The organism is Embleya sp. NPDC050154, from assembly GCF_044460165.1.
In the GTDB taxonomy this organism is placed as follows: domain Bacteria; phylum Actinomycetota; class Actinomycetes; order Streptomycetales; family Streptomycetaceae; genus Embleya.
This window is the reverse complement of the sequence record NZ_JBITJP010000029.1, coordinates 1-18,748: the sequence shown is the minus strand read 5'-3', so window position 1 is coordinate 18,748 and position 18,748 is coordinate 1. Positions and strand designations below refer to the sequence as shown.

Below are 18,748 nucleotides of genomic sequence, written 5' to 3'. Positions count from 1 at the left end.
AACGTGTGGCGTTTTGCCCCTGATTACCCCTTAATACCGGTTGTTTTCCTGGCGAAACGGCTTAACCGCCGACACCGGGTGCAATGGACATTTGTCCGGACCCCGCTATCTTGTTGCGGCCCCGTGGCTGTGCTGAAATGCCTGCGACCACGGGGGTGGTTCCCATCAAGCGGAGTTCCTTCACCTCACCGCGCGAACGCGGCCGAGGTGCCCTGGGAAGACGCGAATCCAGGGATTAACGCACACGAGCCTCGCCTTACCGGCGGGTCTAACGACTGGTCACAAGAGGTTGCGACGCTAGTGCAGGGACGTCGGAAGAAGCAGCACGACTCCGCAGGGGCCCCGGCCACGGCCGGTCCCTCCACGCCGGAGGTGCGAGCCCCGCAGCAAGCCAGCGGACCCCAGGATGCCAACGAGCCCGCCGACTCCGTCGGGGACTCCATAGCCGGCGCCGGGGCAGCCCGGCCCGCCGGGACGGCACCGTCCCGGCTCAAGTTGCTGTTCTCGATCAGGAACTGGCGCATCCGTACCCGGATCACCGCGCTGCTCCTGCTCCCGGTCGTGGTCGCCGCGTTGCTCGGCGGCCTGCGTATCCAGTCGTCGATCGACAAGACGCGCGAGATGGACACGGTGCAGAAGGCCGCGGCCATCATCGACCAGGCGTCGACGCTGGCCGCGTGGCTGGAGCAGGAACGCGACCTGCTCGCGCAGGCGAGCGTGGCTCCGTCGGCGGATCTGACGGCCGAGGTGAACAAGGCCAAGAAGACCACCGACGACCAGGTCACCGTCTACAACGCGACCGTCGCGAAGATGAACACCGATTCGATGCCGGTGCTCGGCGCCACACTCAAGGACATCGGCCACTCGCTGACGGAGTTGAACCGAACCCGTCAGGACGCCTTCCGCACGAGCACCCGCAGCACGGTCGACGCCTACAACAAGATGATCCTGCAGTTGTTGCAGATCAACCAGGAGGCGCCCGAAGTCACCCGTGACGCCGATCTGATCCAGGGCGCCCGCGCGCTCGGATCGTTCGGTGAATCGAAGGCGTACGCGTCCTCGCAGCGTGCCGCGGTGATCGCGTACGGCCTCAAGCCGAACGAGATCCCGCTGGAGGCGAGCGAGACGCTCGCGCGCCTGAACGAGGCCGAGCAGAACGCGATCCGCGGATTCACCAGCGTCGCGCCCTCCGACTGGAACGCCGTCTACAAGGCCAACGTCAGTCGGGACAAGATCACCGCCGTCGAGGAGCGCTTCCAGCTCTTCAAGAGCATGGTCAACGCCGCGCTGTCGTCCTCCAACAAGCCCAACGGTTTGGCCCGGCTCGAGAACGCGAACGACTTCACCACGCAGGAGTGGTGGACGCTGTCCACCGACAAGATCAGCGCGCTCGGCCAGGTCGAGGCCCAACTCGGGCTCAAGCTGACCGCCACCGCGAAGGACCTGCGCGACGAGGCCCGCACCGACGCCCTGCTCAACACGATCCTGGTCGTCGGCGCGCTGTTGATCACCATCCTGCTCGGTGTGATCGTGGCGCGGTCGCTGGTGCGTTCGCTCAACACGCTGCGGCGCTCCGCGCTCGAGGTCGCCGAGGAGCGACTGCCCGAGACGGTGCGTCGGCTCTCCGAGTCCGATCCCGGCGACGTGGATCTGGCGATCGAGCCGATCGGCGTGTTGTCCAGGGACGAGATCGGCCAGGTGGCCCGCGCGTTCGACGCGGTGCACGCCGAGGCCGTGCGACTGGCCGCCGAACAGGCCCTGCTGCGTGGCAACGTCAACGCGATGTTCGTCAACCTCTCGCGCCGCAGCCAGAGCCTGATCCAGCGTCAGCTCGCGCTCATCTCCGACCTGGAGAACCGCGAGGCGGACCCGGACCAGCTCGCCAACCTGTTCAAGCTCGACCACCTCGCGACGCGTATGCGCCGCAACGGTGAGAACCTCCTGGTGCTCGCGGGTGAGGAGCCCGGCCGTCGCTGGACCCGACCGGTTCCGCTGGTCGACGTGCTGCGCGCGGCGGCCTCCGAGGTGGAGCAGTACGAGCGGGTCGAGTTGGGCGCACTGCCCACCACCGACATCGCCGGCCGCGCGGTCAACGACCTCGTGCACCTGCTCGCCGAGTTGCTGGAGAACTCGACCACGTTCTCCAGCCCGCACACCAAGGTGCGCGTGACCGGCCACATCCTCCCGGACGGCCGCGCGCTCATCGAGATCCACGACAACGGCATCGGCCTGACCGGCGACGACCTCGCCGACGCCAACCAGCGACTGGCCCGCCCGCCGGTGGTGGACGTGTCCATCTCGCGCCGCATGGGTCTGTTCGTGGTCGGCCGACTGGCCACCCGGCACGGCATCCGCGTCCAGCTCCGGCCGGGCGAGGGTGGCGGTACCACCGCGCTGGTCATGCTCCCGATCGAGCTCATCCAGGGCGATCGCCCCGGTGGCGGCGACGGGTGGAGCAAGGGCGGCGACAAGACCGCCGCGGCCGTGTCCGGTTGGTCCGAGGAACTGCCCTCGGCCGCGCCGGTCGCCCAGGCCCTTCCGGGGCCCCGGGTGGGCAGCCGCGCCGAGGAGCGCAACCGGCGGCGCGAACTGCCGCAGCGCGGTGCCGACGCACCGGCCCAGCCGGTCAACCAGGCCCCGCAGCCGACGCAGATCCCGAGCAACCGGCCCGCGCAGCCGCCGGTCCAGCAGGAGCCCTCGTACGGCAGCACGCAGTCCTTCGCGGCCCCGTCCTTCCAGGACGGTTCGGCCGGGACGGACACGCCGTACCCGGGCACCGTGAACCCGTTCGCGAGCGAGCCGGGCGTCACCAGCACCGGCGCGCACCGCGCGCCGAGTTCGCCGCCGCCCGCCACGCCCGGTCGGGACAACCCGTTCGCACCGGTGCTGCCGCAGCCGCCGCAGCACCAGCCGCGACCGGACGACCCGCGCACCGGGGCCTTCCCGGCCGCGCCCTCGGCGCCGATGTTCGGCACCGGCGAGGACGGCCGCGAGGTCGAGTCGCAGCAGGCGCGATACGGGCAGGACACCGGGTCCTTCCCGGCCGCTCCGCAGTCGCCGGCCGACTCCGGACGCGCCGGTGACACCTCGCAGTTCGCGTTCGGTACGCCCTACGCGGACGAGTCGCAGCCCGCGGCGGAGTTCGACCGGGGCGGTTACGAGCAGCCCGCGCAGCCGTTCGGCGGCCCGGGTGCGGAGCTCGCGCCGCGGTCGCAGGAGCGGGCGCCGGCTCCGTGGGGCACCGAGTACGACGAACTCGCCCCGGTGGCCCCGCTGCCGGTCGAGCCCGTCGCACCGCCGGCCGACGTGCCGTCGGCCTACGACGCGCCGCGCCGCGAGGAACTGACCCGTCGCGAGGACCTGCCGCAGCACGGCCAGGGCCCCGCGGACGGCCGGACCTCGGCCGGCGACGCGTTGCCGGTACTGCGCGGTCTGCCGCAGGCTCGTCCCGAGCCCGCCCGGCAGGAGCAGGACGAGCACACCCGGGCCGAGCAGGCCCGCGGCCCGCAGGGTGACGTGCGACCGGCGGTCTCGCCGTTCGCGCCCGCCGGACCGGGTCGTTCGCAGGGCTCGCCCTTCGCGCCGGTCGGTGGCTCGGAGAGCGCCGAACAACTGCCCGCTCCTTCCGAGTTGGACATGAGCGCGCCGCCGAGCACCGGCGATGACGGTAGGCTGCCGATCTTCGACACGCTCGAGTCCGACTGGTTCCACCGGCAGGGCAACCGCGGCGGTCGGATGCGTGCCGCACAGGTCCGTTCCACGCCGCGAGGCGGGGAGCAGGCCACGCCGGCGCGCGAGCAGGCGGAGCCGGAGGCCGGTCCGCTCGGCGGTCTCGACCGCCGGGTGCCGATGGCGACCAACCCGCCGCAGACACCGGCACCGGTCGAGCAGGTCCCGACCTTCGGTGCCGGGCGTCCGCAGCCCGTCACCGACATGTTCGGGACACCGACGGAACCGGACGAGATCGTCGAGCAGTCCCCCGCGGTCGCACCCGCCGTCGGCCCCCAGGGTCAGCAGTCCGGCTGGTACTCCGCCGGTGACGACGGTTGGCGCGCGGCGGAGGCCGCTCGCGAGCCGTCCTCGGGTGGCACCACCGGAGCGGGTCTGCCCCGTCGCGTGCCCCGCGCCAACCTGGTGCCGGGCGGCGTCGAGCAGTCCGGCGGCGCCCAGGCGTCGGGTCACCCGGGTGCGGGTCCTGCCGCTCCCGGCACCCGTCAGGAGCAGCCGGGCCGGCAGGCCGCGCCGGGCGCTCCGGGCCTGTCCCGGTCGCCCGACGAGGTTCGCGGGCGTCTGACCAACTTCCGCCGGGGCATCCAGCAGGGTCGCACCGCCGGGTCCGGGGGATCCGCCCCTCGGCCTCGTGACGAGAACAACCAGGAGCAGGCATGACTGAGAAGTCGTTGAGCCAGGCCGCGCAGAACCTGAACTGGCTGATCACGAACTTCGTGGACAACACCCCTGGGGTGTCGCACACGGTCGTGGTCTCCGCGGACGGCCTGCTGCTCGCCCTGTCCGAGGGCTTCCCTCGCGACCGGGCCGACCAGCTCGCCGCCGTCGCATCGGGTTTGACCAGCCTGACCCAGGGTGCGTCCCGTATCTTCGAGGGCGGGCACGTGACCCAGACGGTCGTGGAAATGGAACGGGGTTTCCTCTTTATCATGTCGATTTCGGACGGCTCGTCGTTGGCCGTGCTGGCGTCGCCGGAGTGCGACATCGGCCTGATCGGCTACGAGATGGCCCTGCTCGTCGACCGCGCGGGTGCCGTGCTCACGCCGGCCTTGCGCGCCGAACTCCAAGGTGCACTGCCGCGATGACACCTCCGGATATGTCCGATCACGGGGACCAGGAGTTTCACGAGACCCTGGTCCGCCCGTACGCCATGACCGGTGGTCGCACCCGGCCTCGCTATCAGCTCGCGCTGGAGGCCCTGGTCACCACGACACCTCAGGTGGCCAACCCACCCGGCCTGTTGCCCGAGCACCAGCGCATCTGTGCGCTGTGTCGGGAGGTCAAGTCGGTAGCCGAGATCTCGGCTCTGCTCACCATCCCGCTCGGCGTCGCCCGCGTACTCGTCGCGGACCTCGCCGAAGCCGGGCTGGTGGTCATCCACCAGCCCGGGAACGACCAGGGGCAGCCGGACGTCACGCTGCTCGAAAGGGTGCTCAGTGGACTTCGCAAGCTCTAGCCCGGGCCCGGTCCCCGCCAGGTCCTCCACCACGTCGGCGAAGATCGTCGTCGCCGGCGGATTCGGCGTGGGCAAGACCACGCTCGTCGGTGCCGTCTCGGAGATCGCTCCGCTGCGTACCGAAGCGGTCATGACGTCCGCGAGCGCCGGTGTCGACGACCTGTCGGCGACGCCGGACAAGCAGACGACGACGGTCGCGATGGACTTCGGTCGTATCACGCTGGACGAGGATCTGATCCTGTACCTCTTCGGTACGCCGGGTCAGCACCGATTCTGGTTCATGTGGGACGACTTGGTCCGCGGTGCCATCGGCGCCGTGGTTCTCGTGGACACCCGCCGACTCGCCGATTGCTTCCCCGCGATCGACTACTTCGAGAACAGCGGACTGCCGTTCATCGTGGCGTTGAACTGCTTCGACGGATTGCAGACCCACCACGCGGAGGATGTCCGCGAGGCATTGCAGATAGGGCCCGACACACCGATCGTGAGCTGTGACGCACGGCGCCGCGAATCGGCCAAGTCGACCCTGATCACGCTGGTGGAGCACGCACTGATGGCTCGCCTGCGCTGACCTTCGGGTCCGTCCACGCCGGTCTTCGGTAACTGCTCGAACCTGTTTTTTCGTATTGCGCACCACCTCACCTCAGGCGAATCCCATTGCGGGGTTCGCCTGAGGTGTTGTGGTCGCGAACCCCATGTGGCGGGATTCCCAAGGGTGTTCGGGCCCGGGCGTTCGAGAAATTCGACAAACGTGTGACAGGACTCCGCGACATGCCCGGCCGAGTCCCCGCCTCGACCCGCACATTGCTAAGGTCCTCCCATAGTCATCTGTTGCCCAATTGATATCAGAACGTTTTGAGGCGCAGGCCCAACAACGAACCGAGGTGGGTTCGGTGGACGACAACAGCAGGCGCGCGGCGCAAGCGGCCCGCCTTCCGATGGTCGACGGAACGACCGAGTCGGGGCTGCCGCGAAGGCCCCCGCAGGCGAACCTGCTGCCGGGTGCGGCGGCCGAGGAGTTCGGCCTCGATCGCGAGCTGTCCGTGTCGCGGGAACCGGAAGAGGTCCGAGGGCGGCTGGAACGATTCGCCGTCGGACGCGAGTTGGCACGTCTCGAAGAGAGCGAACCGCTGCTGCCGCCCAATCCGATGACCGCGGCGAGTCCGCTGGCCTCGTCGCCCGTCCGCCCGCCCGCCCCCGCGCCGGCCCCGCTCCAACCGCGGGCCGCGAAGCCCGCCCCACCGGTCCCGCCGGTCCCGCCCGCGATGCCGTCGCCACCGCCGGGGTCGCTGTCGCCGCTGCCGGCGGGCTGGGACGAACCGTGGGGCGACGGATGGCGATCGTTCCGCCCCGGCCGCCCCTGACGGTTCATCACCTCTGGTTCTAGGTACGGTCGCAACCCTCGGTGTCGTGGGCACCGGGGGTCAGGCCCGCCTTGAGCAGACCGTAGGTGTACGCGTCCTCCAGGGCCTGCCAGGACGCCGCGATCACGTTCTCCGCGACCCCGACGGTGCTCCACTCCTGCTTGCCGTCGGTGGTCTCCACCAGGACGCGGGTGATCGCGTCGGTGCCGTGCCGGCCCTCCAACAGACGCACCTTGTAGTCCACCAGCTCGAACGCCGCGAGCTGCGGGTAGATCCGCTCCAGGGCCAGCCGCAGCGCGCGGTCGAGCGCGTTGACCGGGCCGTTGCCCTCGCCGGTCGCCACGATCCGCTCGCCCTTGGCCCGCAGCTTGACGGTGGCCTCGTTCACCGGCACGCCGTCGCCGCGCTGCTCGCTGATCGCGCGCCACGACTCCAGCGCGAAGAAGCGCGCACGGCCCAGGCTCTCGTCGCGCAGCAGCAGTTCGAAGGACGCGTCCGCGGCCTCGTACGTGTAGCCGGCCGCCTCGCGCTCCTTGACCTGGTTGACCACCCGGCCGACCAGATCCTTGTCGTTCGAGAGGTCGTAGCCCAGTTCCTTGCCCTTGAGCTCGATCGAGGCGCGTCCGGCCATGTCCGAGATCAGCATCCGCATGTCGTTGCCGACCAGCGCCGGGTCGATGTGCTGGTACAGGTCGGGGTCGACCTTGATCGCCGAGGCGTGCAGGCCGGCCTTGTGCGCGAACGCGGACACGCCCACGTAGGGCAGGTGCGTGGAGGGGGCCAGGTTGACCACCTCGGCGATCGCGTGCGAGATCCGGGTCATCTCGCGCAGCTTGCCCTCGGGCAGCACGCGCATGTCCTGCTTGAGCTCGAGGTTGCCGACCACCTGGAACAGGTTGGCGTTGCCGACGCGTTCGCCGTAGCCGTTGGCGGTGCACTGGACGTGCGTCGCGCCGCCCTCGACGGCCGCGATCGTGTTGGCCACGGCACAACCGGTGTCGTCCTGCGCGTGGATGCCCAGGCGTGCCCCGGTGCCCGCGTGCACGGCACCGACGATCTCGCGGACCCCGCTGGGCAACATCCCGCCGTTGGTGTCGCACAGCACGACCACCTCGGCGCCCGCGTCGTGCGCGGCGGCGACCACGCTCAGCGCGTACTCGGGATTGGCCCGGTAGCCGTCGAAGAAGTGCTCGCAGTCGACGAACACCCGGCGGCCCTGGGCGCGCAGGTGGGCGACGGTGTCCCGGACCATCTCCAGGTTCTCGTCCAGCGTGGTGCGCAGCGCGAGCGAGACGTGCTTGTCGTGCGACTTGGCCACCAGGCACACCACCGGCGCCTGCGCGTCGAGCAGGGCCTGGACCTGCGGGTCGGCGGCGGCGGTGGTACCGGCCTTGCGGGTCGAGCCGAACGCGACCAGGACCGCGTGCGCGAGATCGAGCTCCTCCCGGGCCCGGCGGAAGAACTCGGTGTCGCGCGGTACCGCGCCGGGCCACCCGCCCTCGATGAAGCCCACGCCGAAGTCGTCCAGGTGGCGAGCCACGGTGAGCTTGTCGGACACCGTCAGGTTGATGCCCTCGCGCTGCGAACCGTCCCGGAGGGTGGTGTCGAAGACGTGGAAGGCGCTCGGGTCGGTCGTCGTGGGGTGCATCGGCCTCGGTTCTCCCGTCGATCAAGAAATGGCGGGCCCGTGCGCGCTCGCTCGCCGCGTGGGTGGTGCGGCCAAACAAAAAGACCCCTCGCGGTCGCGAGAGGTCTGCGTGCGGGCGGTGGGCGGTATGGCACCCCTTGTAGGGGGTCAACCCGTTGCCGGCACGCTGCGGCTAATAATGAGCCACTGCTGCATACTCGCGAGTCTCGCACATGAGATTACGCGTGGTGCGAGGGTCTCACTATGTGGGCCATGGTCGGGGCGCGGAGTTTTGTGTTCGCCCGCCCGCTCCACCCGTTGCGTCGAGCGGGCGGGTTGCGGTTTCGGGCGGAATGCCGCGCGGCGGCGGGCTCCGCGACGACAGGCAGGATGAGGGCCGCTGCGGACCCCGGCCGCTCTCCCGGCGCGTCAGCGCCCACGACTTGATCGTCGACCGGTGATCGACGAGCCTGCGAGGAGAGCGGCGGGGCCGCCCGTTCGCGCGTAGCGCGTTTCATCCGTGCCCACGACTCGATCGTCGACCGGTGATCGACGAGCCTGCGAGGAGAGCGGCCGGAGGCCGCCGGCGGCGCAGCCGCCACCGCGCGAAGCGCGGCGTACAGCGCGGCTTACACCGCGTGCGTCCAGCCGTGGGCGTCCTCCGCGCGGCCGGTCTGGATGTCGACCAGCGCCTTGCGCAGTTCCATCGTGATCGGGCCCGCCTCGCCGGTGCCGACGGTCCAGTTCCCGGTGCTGGACTTGACCGAGCCGACCGGGGTGATCACCGCGGCGGTGCCGCACGCGAAGACCTCGGTGAGCGTGCCGTTCGCGTTGCCCTCGCGCCAGTCGTCGACCGAGATCAGCGCTTCCTCGGTGGCGTAGCCGCGGTCGGCGGCGAGTTGCAGCAGCGAGTCCCGGGTGATGCCGGGCAGCAGCGAGCCGGTCAGTCGCGGCGTCACGATCCGCGCGTCCTTGCCCTCCCCGTACACGAAGTACAGGTTCATGCCGCCCATCTCCTCGATCCAGCGACGCTCCACCGCGTCCAGCCAGACCACCTGGTCGCAGCCCTGCTCGATGGCCTGGGCCTGGGCCACCAGCGACGCGGCGTAGTTGCCGGCGCACTTGGCCTCGCCGGTGCCGCCGGGCACGGCGCGCACGTACTCCTGCGAAAGCCACACCGAGACCGGCCGCACGCCGCCCGCGAAGTAGGGGCCGGCCGGCGACGCGATGACCAGGAAGAGGAACTCGTTCGCGGGGCGCACGCCGAGGCCGACCTCGGTGGCGAACATGAAGGGCCGGATGTACAGGCTCTCCTCGGGCGCGCTGGGCACCCACGCGATGTCCTGGCGGATCAGCGCGTCCACCGCAGCCACGAACAGTTCCTCCGGCAGCTCGGGCATGGCGAGCCGGCGGGCGGAGTTGCGGAAGCGGGCGGCGTTCGCGTGCGGCCGGAAGGTGGCCACGCTGCCGTCGGGGCGGCGGTAGGCCTTGAGGCCCTCGAAGATCGACTGCGCGTAGTGCAGCGTCATGTTCGCGGGGTCGATGTCGAGTGACGCGTAGGGCGTGAGCTGCGCGTCGTACCAGCCGCGTCCCGCACTCCACTTGATGCCGACCATGTGCTCGGTGAACACGCGGCCGAAGCCCGGGTTCTCCAGGCGCGTGGCGCGCTCGGCGTCGCTCAGCGGGTGTGCGGTGGGCTTGAGGTCGATCGTCAGGGAAGCCTGGAGGGCGGGCTCCTGCGGGGCGGCAGTCGTCATGGCTGGTTCTCGTCCTTCACCGTGGAGTATGGCGGGGCCGGGTGCTGCTGGGACCCGGCTTCCCGTACCGGACGTACTGGAAGTGTTCCCGGGAACCGCACCCACGTTCCACCCGGTGAGACGTTAACGCAGTCGACCGGGATCCCGACAGGCGCGGCCCCTGACCCGCCGAACGACCGATTCGCCGGTCCGGCAGGGGGCACGCGTCGACGGTCCCGGTCGACGAACGTGATGGTGCCGGCGAATCAGCCGGCTACTCGGGCGGCGAGCGCGTCGCCGATCTGCGACGTGCTGCGGGTGCCCAGGCCGGCGCGCTCGGCGAGGTCGGCGTGGACCGCCTCCTCGACCCGGCGGGCCTGGTCGGTCAGGCCCAGGTGCTCCAGGAGCATCGCGACCGAGAGCACGGTGGCGGTGGGGTCGGCCTTGCCCTGGCCAGCGATGTCCGGCGCGGAGCCGTGCACCGGCTCGAACATGGACGGGAACTCGCGGGAGGGGTTGATGTTGCCGCTGGCCGCGAGGCCGATGCCGCCGGCGATGGCGGCGGCGAGGTCGGTGATGATGTCGCCGAACAGGTTGTCGGTGACGATCACGTCGAACCGCTCGGGCTGGGTGACCATGAAGATGGTCGCCGCGTCCACGTGCAGGTAGTCGGTGGTGACGTCGGGGAACTCGGCGGCGACCGCCTCGAAGATCCGGGTCCACAGCCGGCCGGCGAACACGAGCACGTTGTTCTTGTGCACCAGGGTCAGCTTCTTGCGCGGGCGGGCCTGGGCCCGGGCGAACGCGTCGCGCACCACCCGCTCGATGCCGAACGCGGTGTTGACGCTGACCTCGGTGGCGACCTCGTGCTCGGTGCCGGTGCGCAGCGTGCCGCCGTTGCCGGTGTACGGGCCTTCGGTGCCCTCGCGGACCACCACGAAGTCGATCGCCGCGTCCGCGCCCAGCGGCGAGACCACGCCCGGCGCGAGCCGGGCCGGGCGCAGGTTGACGTGGTGGTCGAAGGCGAAGCGGAGCTTGAGCAGCAGGCCGCGCTCCAGGACCCCCGAGGGCACGCTCGGGTCGCCGATGGCGCCGAGCAGGATCGCGTCCTGGCCGCGCAACTCGTCGAGCACGCTGTCGGGCAGCGTCTCTCCGGTGCGGTGGTACAGGCGGGCACCGAGGTCGTACTCGGTGGTCTCGATCTTGATATCGGCGGGAAGTACGGCGCCGAGGACCTTCAGACCCTCCGCGACCACTTCCTGGCCGATGCCGTCACCGGGAACCACTGCGAGACGAATGCTGCGAGACATGCGGTGGACCTTACCTTCCGTCCCAGGGACTGATCATGTGCAGTCCGGATGATGGGACGCAACGGGTGGATCGAGGGTCAGCGGTCCTCGTCGGCGGGCCTGCCGCCGTTGTCGCGACGGTCGAGGGCGCGCTGGAGGGCACGGGCTGCGTTGCGGCGCGTGGTTTCGTCCATGACTGCACTTCCTTCACAAGGCTCGGGTGTCTACACGGTGTGTGACGGACACGTGCAGGGGCCTTGTGGGCGTGCTGAAATTTCCTGCCGTACGGGGATTTCCGGGTACGGAAGGGCCGTCTGCTTTCACGGTAGGCGACGGGTCGCGTCGATGTCTGCAATTTACTCGGAGTTCCTACTATCTGAGATCGACCGTCCGCCACGCGGCGTGGCGAGGGGCCGCGACCACCCGCTCCCGGACATGCCGAAGGCCCGGGAACCACATGGGTCCCCGGGCCTCGTACGGCGTGTCTCGCGCCCGTCGCCGGCCGCGGCCGGCGTCAGTCGTCCAGGTTCACCGAACGCATGAAGACCGCGCCGATCTCCTCCGCGATGTCGGTGAGGATCTGCGGCTCGACGGTGGTGTCGACGGTGAGTGCCACCAGCGCCTCGCCGCCCTTGGCGGCGCGGGCCACCTGCATGCCGGCGATGTTGACGCCCGCCTCGCCGAGGTGCCGGCCGATCACGCCGACCACGCCGGGCTTGTCCGCGTAGCGCAGGAAGACCATGTGCGCGGTGAGCACCAGGTCCACGTCGTACCCGTCCACCTCGACGATCTTCTCGATGTTCTTGGGGCCCGCGAGCGTGCCGGAGACCGAGATCTCGCCGCCGTCGGCGAGCGTGCCGCGCACGGTGACCAGGTTGCGGTGGTCCGGGCTCTCCGAGCTCGTGGTCAGCCGGATCTCCACACCGCGCTCCTGGGCCAGCAGCGGGGCGTTGACGTAGGAGACCGACTCCTCCACGACGTCCGCGAAGACACCCTTGAGCGCCGCGAGCTCCAGCACCTTGACGTCGTGCTGGGTGATCTCGCCGCGCACCTCGACATCGAGTCGGACCGCGACGCCGCCCGCGAGGGCGGTGAAGATGCGACCGAGCTTCTCGGCCAGCGGCAGGCCCGGGCGCACGTCCTCGGCGATCACGCCGCCCTGCACGTTGACCGCGTCCGGCACCAGTTCGCCGGCCAGCGCGAGCCGTACCGACCTGGCCACCGCGACGCCGGCCTTCTCCTGCGCCTCGTCGGTGCTCGCGCCCAGGTGCGGCGTGGCCACCACGCTGTCGAACTCGAACAGCGGGCTGTCCGTGCACGGCTCCTTCGAGAACACGTCCAGGCCGGCCCCGGCCACCCGGCCCTCCTTGAGCGCGGACGCCAGCGCGACCTCGTCGACGATCCCGCCGCGCGCGGCGTTGACGATGCGCACCGTCGGCTTGACCTTGCGCAGCGCCTCGTCGCCGATCAGGCCGAGCGTCTCCGGCGTCTTGGGCAGGTGCACGGTGATGAAGTCGGACTGCTCCAGCACCTCGTCCAGGCTGAGCAGTCGCACACCCATCTGCGCGGCGCGGGCCGGCTGCACGTAGGGGTCGTAGGCCACGATGTTCATCCCGAACGCGGACATGCGCTGGGCGACCAGGACGCCGATCCGGCCCAGGCCGACCACACCGAGGGTCTTCTCGGAGAGCTCGACACCGGTGTACTTGCTGCGCTTCCACTCGCCGTTCTTGAGCGCGGCGCTGCCCTGCGGGATGTTGCGCGCGACCGAGATGAGCAGACCGCAGGCGAGCTCGGCGGCGGTGACGATGTTCGAGGTCGGCGCGTTGACGACCATGACGCCGGCCTTGGTGGCGGCCGGGACGTCCACGTTGTCGAGCCCCACACCGGCGCGCGCGACCACCTTGAGGCGGTTCGCGGCGGCGATCGCCTCGGCGTCCACCTTGGTGGCGCTGCGGATCAGGATGGCGTCGACGTCGGCGATCGCGGACAGCAGCTCACCGCGGTTCGCACCATCGCAGTGGCGGATCTCGAAATCGGGTCCGAGGGCATCGACGGTGGCCGGGGACAGCTCTTCGGCGATGAGAACGACGGGCTTGCTCACGGTTTTCCTTCGCGTGCTGCGATGACGGGTGGCCGCGTGGAAGACGCACGACGGGGTGGCCTGACGCGTGGCCGATCCTACCGCCGCCCTTGTGAAGGACTTCACAGATGTCCGATGTGTGGACTCCGGACGGGTGGGGGCAACACTCCTGACCTGTCGTCAGATCAGCGGATGGATCGGCTCGGGATCGATTCGACGCTCAGTCGCCGGCCAGGAACCACCCGATGGTGACCCGGCGCTGCCCGTTCAGGTCCAGGATGACCACCTCGCCGGAGCCGCGGTTGGGCAGCGGCGCGGTGCCGCCGTAGGGCAGCGTGCGTGTCTCGCCGTCGTCCACCTGGACCTCGGCCACCGGCGCGTTCTGCGAGCCGCGCCGCCAGGTGACCCACCACGTCGTGTCGTCGTCGCACTGGAATTCCAGGTGCACCCGGGAGACGAACAGCCAGTCGGCCGGCGTCACGAGATGGCAGCGGGTCGCGTCGCGACCGACCGCCAACGTCGCCCCCGGCCGACTCGGCGCGCTTGCCATCAGCATGGCGACCGTCGCCGCGTCGTCCGCCCCCGAAGTCGACGCCATGTTGAGATCGAGCACCGGTTTCCTCCCCCACGCTCCTGGCCGTCAGTCCATCCACAGTCGATCCCGCGTGCCGGCCCGCCGTGCGGCCGACCCCCCGTGGTTCAGTCGATCGATCCACCGCGACGTGCGCACGGGCACGGTTCGCGTCCCACAATGCCGCAGGTGACCGCCGTCTGGGCGATCAGGTCCCAACCTCCGTGCACATGCGGGGTGGTGTCCAGATAGTCGGGCCCCAGCAAGTGGTTCAATTCCGGGCAAAGTTCCGAGCTGTAGAAGTCCCGGCGCAGTTCCGTCTTGCAGCGCTCGACCGTGGCCTTGGCCATGTAGAGCATCTCGCACAGCTCGTCGGTGGTCTTGGGCCGCTTGGTGGCGCGGCCGTGGATCCAGTCGCAGGACATCGCCGCGAGCACCTCCAGCCGCACCCCGCTCAGCTTGGTGCGCAGTTCCTCCGGACCGATGTCCACCGTGTCCGGAGCGGTCCCGACCAGCGACGCGGACGTACTGGGCCGGACCGGCTGCATCGCCCGCCACGCGAGCACCACGCTGCGCCGCCGGGCCAGGTCGCTGACCAGGATGTTGCCGCTGGTGCGCGCGGGCAGCGGCAGGATCGCGCCGTACGGCATGTCCTGCGAGGTCTCGCCGCGCTTGATCCGAACGATCGCCACCGGCGTGTCCCGCTGTCCGCGCGGCCACTCCACGGTCCAGCCCCGGTCCTCGCTGTACTCGAAGACCAGGTGCTTGCGCGAGACGAACAGCCAGTCGTGCGGCGTCAGCAGCGGCCGGCACACGCTGGGGTCGCGCCCCACGAACACCCGCGTGCCCGCCACCCCGGGCTTTCGCACGCTCTTGGGGCTCGGCAGCGGATCACGCTCCGCCTCGCGGCCGTCCTCGATCGCGACGAACGACATGTTCAGTTCGAGCATGATCCCCTCGCCCCCTCCCCGGTCCTACCGCTCACCTGGTACCCGCGTGCGGCGCGTCCGCACCACACGGGCACGGACCGCGTCCCGTTATGCCGTGGGTGACCGCGGTCTGCGCTATCAGGTCCCAGCCCCCGTGCACGTGCCGCACGGTGTCGAGGTAGTTCGGACCGAGCAGGGAGTTCAGCTCCGGGCACAGGCCCGAACTGTAGAACTCGCGGCGCAGCTTGGTCTTGTACCGCTCGACCGTGGCCGCGGACAGGTGCAGCAGCTCGCACAGTTCCTTGGTCGACTTGGCCCGCTTGACCGGACGACCGTGCACCCAGTCACAGGACAGCGCGGCCAGCACCTCCATCTCCGTCTCGGAGAGGCGGTTCTGCAACACGAACGGCGCGACGTCCTGGGTCTCGGGGACGCCCACGTCCGGTTCGGTGGGCTCCTCGCCCGGGCGTTGCGGCAGGGAGACCCGCCACTCCACCAGGACCCGTCGCCTTCGGGCCAGGTCGGTGACCACCACCCGGCCCGGGCGCAGCGAACCCAACGGCAGCGTCGCGCCGTAGGGCACCGGTTCCGACACGCCCTCACGATCGATCTGCACCAGCGCGACCGGGCGCGGGTGCGAGCCCTGGAGCCACTCCACGCTCCAGCCGCGCTCCAGGGAGTAGACGAACTCCAGGTGCACACGCGACACGAAGCGCCAGTCCTTGGGCGTGACCAGGCCACACCGCGACGGGTCCCGGCCGATCGCGATCTTCTTGCCGGGCTCGCTTTGCACCTTCACCGTGCGCGGCCGGGCCAGGTCCGACTCCTGCTGGTCGGCGTCGTCCGACGTCGCCACGGTGAGGATCAGTTCGAGCATCGCCATCCGTCCGGTCTCGTGCCCCGCCCTGGGGCATCGCCCATCTTCGCCCGGTGAACCGTCACCAGGCAGTCCCGCCGTCCGACCGTAGGGCCCCGGGGGCACTCGACGCATCCTCCGGTTGTTCCCTGGGGTCGGCGCCGGAGCGATGACCCGCCGGAACCGGCAGTGCGTCGCATTCGACCACGACCGCCGTCGCGTCGTCGTCACCACTCTCGACGGCCGTCCTGGTCAAGGTCGTTGCCGCGTGGAAGGGGTCGCCGTGCACGAGGTCGGCCACCGTCTCGTCGGGCAGGTGGCCGACGCCGTCCGTGGCGAGGACCACACGGTCGCCCGGGTGCAGTTCGATGCGTTGCAGTTCGGGATCGGGGGCCTGGGAGCCGCCCAACGGGGTGGAGGTCAGCAGCCAGGGACGGCCGAATTCGGCCGCGTTGCCCTGTTCGGTCAGCCGGAACGCCCGGCCGCCGCGCACCAGCCAGCACACGCTGTCGCCGCAGCCGGCCAGGTGCAGCCTGCCGTGTTGCAGGACGGCCGCCACCACGGTCGTGCGCATGCCCTCGTACTGCGCGACACCGTGCCGGCGCACCGCCAGGTCGGCGACCGCGATCGCGGCGCTGAGCCGGTCGCTCCAGCCCGCGGCCAGGTCGGCGGCGGCGAGTTCGGCCACCAGCGTGCGCACCGCGACGTCGGCCGCGTACCAACCGGCGGGGTGGCCGCCGAGGCCGTCGGCGACGATGAACACGTCGCCCGTCGCGGCATACCGGTCGTCGTTGTCGCGAGCGGTCAGCTCCGGGCCCAATCCGCGCCGTTCGCGCCGCGCGGCGCGTCGCCGACCGGGGTGCGAGGACGTGGACCACGCGGACGCCTGGACGCCCAGCGGCGGCCCGGTGTCCTCCGGGACGTCGCCCTCGGCCGCGTCGGCCCGACGCAGGCTGTCGCTGCGCGAGGTGGTGGGTACGTCCAACTCGTCCGCCTCCTCGACCGGTTCGGGCACCGGCGGGTCGGCCGGCAGCAGCCGGGTCTGCGGTTCGGGCACCGGCGGCGGCGAAGTGGGCATCGGCGGCACCGAGGGCGGCGGCGGCACCGCGTGCCCGGCGGCGAAGGTGGTGTCGGCGGAGCCGCCGGAGATCGTCGGCGGCGCGGGCACCGGTGGCGGCGCGGCCGGGATGCCGCCCTCCGGGCGGACCGCGCGCGGGGTCACGGTGTGCGGGATCGCGTCGGGCCCGCGCTCCGCCGCGTCCGGCCCGGTCGCGAACGTCTCGGCGGGCCGGGGGGCCTGGTCCCACAACGAACGCGACGCGGCCTCGGGCGCCTCGGCCGGTGCCGCCTCGGCATCGGCCTGCGGCAGGCCGGAATCCGCCGCCGGCGCGGGCGCCGGATCGTCCGCCGGGTCGGCGTCGTACCCCTCGTACGACGTGGCGGCGTCCGCTCGCGGCCGGCCGTCGTCCGGCTCGGATTCGGCCGCGAACTCGTCGGCCGAGCCGTTCGGCGCGGGCTCCGGATCGTGCGTCGGCCGCGGCTGCGCCGGCCCGTTCCGCTCGGCCGGCTCGCGGGCGGGCGCGTCCTCGAAGTCGAGGTACAGGTCGCCGAAGATGTCGTCGTCCGCCGCCGGTGCCCGCTGGGCGCGCAATTCGTCCTGCCGCAGCGTCCGTTCCGGGAAGCCACCGCGAGCCGGCACGGTCGTCTCCCGACCCGAGTCCCCTCTGCCCCTCATGTGTCTCACGCTCCACGATGTCGGCCCGGAACGGCAAGTCCGGTGCGGCGATAGCACTGCCTCGTTCAAGCATGCTGCCTCGGATACGGCCCTGGCATGTGATCCGGAAGGCCAATTCCTTCGGGTTTTCCGGGCACAGCCGCGCGGATGAACCCGGATGGACCGCGTCGTGGCCTAGGAGCGTCCGGTCCGGACCGCCTCCGAACCGTCCGCGAGCAGGCCGGCGAGCGCGGCGCGGCCCCGGGACAGGCGGGCCTTGATGGTGCCCTCGGGCGCGCCCTCGTGCGCGGCGATCTCGGCCACCGACAGCCCGCCCATGTGATGCATCACCACCGCACGGCGCTGGGCCTCGGGAATCTGGCGCAACGCGGCGACCAGGGCCACGGATTCGGGGCCAGGCGCGGGCAGATCCCCGTCCGGGCCGTGCCGGATCCAGCTCTTGAGCGCGGTACGGGTGCGCCGCCACCTGCTGACCGCGATACGTTGACCGACCAGGCGGATCCACGCGACGGGGTTCTCGTAGTCGCTGATCCGCTCCCAGTCCTTCCAGGCTCGGATGTAGGTCTCCTGCGCGGCCTCCTGGGCCTCGCCGAAATCTCCGGTCAGCGCGTACAGGTGTGCGACGAGGGCGCCGTGGCTCTCCGCGTAGAACACGTCGAAGTCGGCGCGACCGCCCGTGTCCCGTCCCATCGTTCCCCCGCGTCCCGTCGCGGCGTGTCTGTCCTGCCGTGACCCGGTACTTTATCCGGCCCGGGGCGCGCACCCGATGTCGGTTCAGGTCGCGGAACACCCGCCTCGAGCGTCTCTCCCCCACCCACGCACACGACCGGGTGATCGGTTCCGTGCAACGACCAACCGGAGCCCCGAAACCACCACCACGATCCCGACCCCGACGCAGGCGAGCCGCCGACGCCGACGCCGCGCGATCAACACCCCCAAGGCCGGCCGCCCTCCGTCCGGCCGCTCACCAAGCACACGCCGCACGTCCCGTTCGAACGCGCCGAACGCATCGGAAAGCGCCTCCCCCTCCCCCATGCCACGTCCCCCGTCCCTCCCCGCACCGCCCCACGCGACACCCCCGGTACGGTCCACACGCACCCCACCCCCCACCGGTTGCGCCCAACCCCCGGCGCATCAGCGCCCCCGACCCCAGTAATCAACGCGCGAAGCGCGGACAGCGGCCGAGCCGCAGGTCGGACTACGTGGCCCGGAGCGAAGCCCCAAACCCCGGGCGCGTCAGCGCCCCCCCCCCCCCCCCCCCCCCCGGAACCCCCCCCCCCCCCCCCCCCCCCGGGGCGCCCCCCCATTTTTAATAATTGCCCACAAAGAAAAGCCAACCCAACTAAAAAAACAAACCCTATTGAAAAGGGTTT

The 18,748-nt window shown here is 71.0% G+C and carries 14 protein-coding genes; 5 read left to right on the top strand and 9 right to left on the bottom strand.

The window, feature by feature from the left end; all coding sequences use genetic code 11:
* The first annotated feature begins 300 nt into the window (after positions 1-300).
* The 5 genes from ACIBSV_RS41375 to ACIBSV_RS41355 all read left to right on the top strand — a co-directional run bounded on the left by ACIBSV_RS41375 (position 301) and on the right by ACIBSV_RS41355 (position 6,549).
* Positions 301-4,389, top strand: a complete 4,089-nt coding sequence (locus ACIBSV_RS41375; RefSeq protein WP_395872585.1) for a nitrate- and nitrite sensing domain-containing protein — start codon at positions 301-303, stop codon at positions 4,387-4,389.
* Positions 4,386-4,814, top strand: a complete 429-nt coding sequence (locus ACIBSV_RS41370) for a roadblock/LC7 domain-containing protein (protein WP_020553297.1) — start codon at positions 4,386-4,388, stop codon at positions 4,812-4,814. Before ACIBSV_RS41375 ends, ACIBSV_RS41370 begins: the two co-directional genes overlap by 4 nt.
* Positions 4,706-5,185 carry a DUF742 domain-containing protein gene (locus ACIBSV_RS41365; RefSeq protein ID WP_395872583.1) on the top strand — a complete coding sequence of 160 codons (480 nt, stop codon included), beginning with the start codon at positions 4,706-4,708 and terminating at the stop codon, positions 5,183-5,185. Before ACIBSV_RS41370 ends, ACIBSV_RS41365 begins: the two co-directional genes overlap by 109 nt.
* Complete coding sequence (locus ACIBSV_RS41360) at positions 5,166-5,756, top strand: ATP/GTP-binding protein (protein ID WP_078975288.1); 591 nt, start codon at positions 5,166-5,168, stop codon at positions 5,754-5,756. The genes ACIBSV_RS41365 and ACIBSV_RS41360 overlap by 20 nt, the downstream gene beginning before the upstream one ends.
* Before the next feature lie 322 nt (positions 5,757-6,078).
* A complete protein-coding gene (locus ACIBSV_RS41355; RefSeq protein WP_395872581.1) occupies positions 6,079-6,549 on the top strand; it encodes a hypothetical protein in 471 nt (156 codons plus the stop codon).
* A gap of 19 nt (positions 6,550-6,568) precedes the next feature.
* Here ACIBSV_RS41355 and cimA read toward each other — a convergent pair whose 3' ends face one another.
* The 9 genes from cimA to ACIBSV_RS41310 all read right to left on the bottom strand — a co-directional run bounded on the left by cimA (position 6,569) and on the right by ACIBSV_RS41310 (position 18,065).
* Positions 6,569-8,197, bottom strand: a complete 1,629-nt coding sequence (gene cimA, locus ACIBSV_RS41350) for a citramalate synthase (RefSeq protein WP_395872579.1) — start codon at positions 8,195-8,197, stop codon at positions 6,569-6,571.
* Positions 8,198-8,805: 608 nt separating this feature from the next.
* Positions 8,806-9,933, bottom strand: a complete 1,128-nt coding sequence (locus ACIBSV_RS41345) for a branched-chain amino acid aminotransferase (protein ID WP_395872577.1) — start codon at positions 9,931-9,933, stop codon at positions 8,806-8,808.
* Between the two features lie 245 nt (positions 9,934-10,178).
* Complete coding sequence (locus ACIBSV_RS41340; protein WP_395872575.1) at positions 10,179-11,222, bottom strand: 3-isopropylmalate dehydrogenase; 1,044 nt, start codon at positions 11,220-11,222, stop codon at positions 10,179-10,181.
* Between the two features lie 493 nt (positions 11,223-11,715).
* Complete coding sequence (gene serA, locus ACIBSV_RS41335) at positions 11,716-13,305, bottom strand: phosphoglycerate dehydrogenase (RefSeq protein WP_395872573.1); 1,590 nt, start codon at positions 13,303-13,305, stop codon at positions 11,716-11,718.
* A 199-nt stretch (positions 13,306-13,504) separates the two neighbouring features.
* A complete protein-coding gene (locus ACIBSV_RS41330; RefSeq protein WP_395872571.1) occupies positions 13,505-13,897 on the bottom strand; it encodes a hypothetical protein in 393 nt (130 codons plus the stop codon).
* An 86-nt stretch (positions 13,898-13,983) separates the two neighbouring features.
* The gene (locus ACIBSV_RS41325; RefSeq protein WP_395872569.1) at positions 13,984-14,805 is read right to left on the bottom strand and encodes a hypothetical protein; all 822 of its coding nucleotides are present in this window, start codon (positions 14,803-14,805) and stop codon (positions 13,984-13,986) included.
* A 31-nt stretch (positions 14,806-14,836) separates the two neighbouring features.
* Complete coding sequence (locus tag ACIBSV_RS41320; RefSeq protein WP_161354475.1) at positions 14,837-15,667, bottom strand: hypothetical protein; 831 nt, start codon at positions 15,665-15,667, stop codon at positions 14,837-14,839.
* 55 nt (positions 15,668-15,722) lie between these two features.
* Positions 15,723-17,375 (bottom strand): PP2C family protein-serine/threonine phosphatase, encoded by a 1,653-nt coding sequence (locus ACIBSV_RS41315; protein WP_395872567.1) that lies wholly within the window; start codon positions 17,373-17,375, stop codon positions 15,723-15,725.
* A gap of 174 nt (positions 17,376-17,549) precedes the next feature.
* Positions 17,550-18,065 (bottom strand): SigE family RNA polymerase sigma factor, encoded by a 516-nt coding sequence (locus tag ACIBSV_RS41310; protein ID WP_395872565.1) that lies wholly within the window; start codon positions 18,063-18,065, stop codon positions 17,550-17,552.
* Between the last annotated feature and the right edge of the window lie 683 nt (positions 18,066-18,748).

Coding starts and splice junctions, on each gene's coding strand:
- ACIBSV_RS41370 (WP_020553297.1), top strand. CDS start 4,386: ATGACTGAGAAGTCGTTGAGCCAGGCCGCGCAGAACCTGAACTGGCTG.
- cimA (WP_395872579.1), bottom strand. CDS start 8,197: ATGCACCCCACGACGACCGACCCGAGCGCCTTCCACGTCTTCGACACC.
- ACIBSV_RS41345 (WP_395872577.1), bottom strand. CDS start 9,933: ATGACGACTGCCGCCCCGCAGGAGCCCGCCCTCCAGGCTTCCCTGACG.
- ACIBSV_RS41340 (WP_395872575.1), bottom strand. CDS start 11,222: ATGTCTCGCAGCATTCGTCTCGCAGTGGTTCCCGGTGACGGCATCGGC.
- ACIBSV_RS41325 (WP_395872569.1), bottom strand. CDS start 14,805: ATGCTCGAACTGAACATGTCGTTCGTCGCGATCGAGGACGGCCGCGAG.
- ACIBSV_RS41320 (WP_161354475.1), bottom strand. CDS start 15,667: ATGGCGATGCTCGAACTGATCCTCACCGTGGCGACGTCGGACGACGCC.
- ACIBSV_RS41315 (WP_395872567.1), bottom strand. CDS start 17,375: ATGAGGGGCAGAGGGGACTCGGGTCGGGAGACGACCGTGCCGGCTCGC.
- ACIBSV_RS41310 (WP_395872565.1), bottom strand. CDS start 18,065: ATGGGACGGGACACGGGCGGTCGCGCCGACTTCGACGTGTTCTACGCG.